Source organism: Anaplasma phagocytophilum (assembly GCF_023476575.1).
Taxonomy (GTDB): Bacteria; Pseudomonadota; Alphaproteobacteria; order Rickettsiales; family Anaplasmataceae; genus Anaplasma; species Anaplasma phagocytophilum_A.
On the sequence record NZ_JAHLEX010000132.1, the window covers coordinates 1 to 2,362 of the forward strand.

Consider the following 2,362-nt stretch of genomic DNA (forward strand, 5'->3'; position numbering starts at 1 on the left):
TCAACAACCTCACCCCCTTCAATAGTTTTAGCAAGTAATCCTGCTACTATGGTTTTTTCTTCAGGAGTGAGTTCCTTGACTAGGTCTTTAGCTACGGCTGTGGCGTTACTATTAGGTGCACTTACTACAGGACCACTAGTGCTCTTCCCAGCCTGACCCGTAGGCCAGTTTTTACCCTCACCTACTTTCACAGCGTTAACAAAACCACTAAGAGATTTAGGTCCCGTCACACCGCTTGTAGCTCCAAAACCACTACACTGAGCTGTTTTAGTCTCTGTTTTCCCCGGCGCTGCATCGTACGTAGTCGTTGTAGTATCAGTACTCTCGATCTTTGCATGAGTTCCACTACAAACCTTGGTATCGATGATAGGGTGAGAAATTTCAACAGCCTTAGCAAAGTGAACAATGTCCTTACCTTATCTAATAAGAGAACCTAAGAGAACCCTATACATAAACCAGATATGAAATCGAAAGATTACGAGACAAAACATACCTAGAGACTGCTTTTAGATATTCGGAGGAGCGTAGTTACTCAGTCTCCTCGCATATTAAACTCATTTGTAAACGAGAGACACTACATCATAAGCTAACTCCTTAGCTAGTAGATATACTGTATCAGCTTCATCTTCCTTACTACCACTATCTCTAATTCCCTTAGTCTTCCCCTTTGAATAATAAGATTTATTACGGGGACTTATGGTACCCCTAGCGATTCGTAGAAGATTAGGATACTTGTCAATCCACACGTACAGTATTGAGGTTGCTATGAGATTCTATGCCCAACTCCCGCAGGGTGTAATTACCAAAATCTCAGAAAACAACAACCATATAAAGTTAACCATAACCAACACTACCTTCCATAGCTACAAGCATGTTGTCCTTAAACCCAATCCGAGGATCGGGTGTATTCCAGTCAAATTTGTTAGACTCAAGTTTGACACTCTTACCATCCTTTAAGTATGGATATACTGCCCTAGTCTCTCCGTTACTCTCCCTTATACTAAAATCTCTTATCTTGCTAAACGCTGGACTGTAATCCAAACCAACATAGAAATATTCCGCACCGCTAGACCCCAAAGCACTAACATCATCATGAGCCTTAGCATCTTGTCCTGCCATAACTATAGCCAAGGACATCATTACGCTTCCTAAAAATAACTTACTTCTAGATCTCTATACCAGCTTACCACAGACTACCTGAAAACGTGAGCTTAACCCTTAATGCACAACTAAACAGGCTCACATGGTTATGGTTCTAAAGATATAAATTCTTGATTAAGAACAGTTGCACATTTACTCGTGTGAATAAGTTACCACATCTAAGTGTTCTCTTTATAATAGAGCTATAATTCTGCAAATCTTTTAGGTAATTGTTATTAGGCGGTGTACCGTGATACATGTTGCATGATATTAACTTCCATTTCCATTAATATTGCTTTTCATGCTTAAAAACTGTGCCCCTTATGAAAAATACATGCGTCTTCTGTGCCCATAAGATGCTGATTTTCTCGGAATAGTATGGATAGAATACCCACAATCCAACCAACAAAGCAGCAACCTGTGTAATGTGTAAGTGGATTAATGATAGCCCCGTTCTTTCACTGGTTCTCTGTGGATTTCCTGGTTTTAGGTGTAGTTTCCATATTCATAGGATACAGTCCCCCTGCCATATTCTCCGTGGAAGATAAGATACACCAGAGACTCTAAAAGAACACTAGAAACTCCAGAGCCTTCTATTACAGGATATACTCATTTTATGATACTAAAAGCAAAACACAGAGCCACATAAATAGAGTGCTACTACTAGTTAATGTGCACCCGGCATTCTATTTTACAGCTTGCTTAATCTTCTAGAGGGAACCTATGCTCTAATAATTCCCTAAGCCCAACTTGTCTGAAAGTTTTCATCTGTTCTGCACTTAGAATATTGCTAATTCTGTCAGCCGTTTCCTCTATATCTTCATTTACTATTACGTAGTCGTAAGCTTGGCAATGACTGATCTCAAACGCTGCTCCTTTTAGCCTTGCTTCTACTACTGCTGAATCATCAGCTCTTCGACCACGCAATCTCCTACGCAGTTCTTCCATAGAGGGAGGCATTATGAATATGCTTACTACATGCTCTCTCATCATCTCCATAAACTTGAAAGCTCCTTGCCAGTCAATTACTAATAACGTGCTAACTCCCTTTTCTACATTGCTCTCTAGATTCTTGCGGGGAACACCGTAGAAATTCCCAAATACTTCTGCGTGCTCTATTATCTCTCCATTGTGGCATAGCCTTAAAAATTCTTCCCGATCCACAAAATAGTAGTCTTTCCCTTCTTTCTCTCCTCTCCTTGCGGAACGGGTCGTGATGGAA

At 40.4% G+C, this 2,362-nt stretch carries 3 protein-coding genes and 2 pseudogenes; all 5 read right to left on the reverse strand.

The window, feature by feature from the left end:
• Nucleotides 1-230, reverse strand: a pseudogene (locus KPX09_RS05035) (P44/Msp2 family outer membrane protein); the annotation flags it as partial.
• Nucleotides 227-406, reverse strand: a complete 180-nt coding sequence (locus KPX09_RS05040; protein WP_249549272.1) for a hypothetical protein — start codon at nt 404-406, stop codon at nt 227-229. The gene KPX09_RS05040 and the pseudogene KPX09_RS05035, both read right to left, overlap by 4 nt.
• A 148-nt stretch (nt 407-554) precedes the next feature.
• On the reverse strand, nt 555-746 hold the full coding sequence (locus KPX09_RS05825; protein WP_410518487.1) for a hypothetical protein: 192 nt from the start codon (nt 744-746) through the stop codon (nt 555-557).
• A gap of 90 nt (nt 747-836) precedes the next feature.
• Nucleotides 837-1,152 (reverse strand): annotated as a pseudogene (locus KPX09_RS05050) (P44/Msp2 family outer membrane protein); the annotation flags it as partial.
• A 690-nt stretch (nt 1,153-1,842) separates the two neighbouring features.
• On the reverse strand, nt 1,843-2,362 hold a 520-nt coding region (gene gmk, locus KPX09_RS05055), incomplete at its 5' end, for a guanylate kinase (protein WP_249549273.1).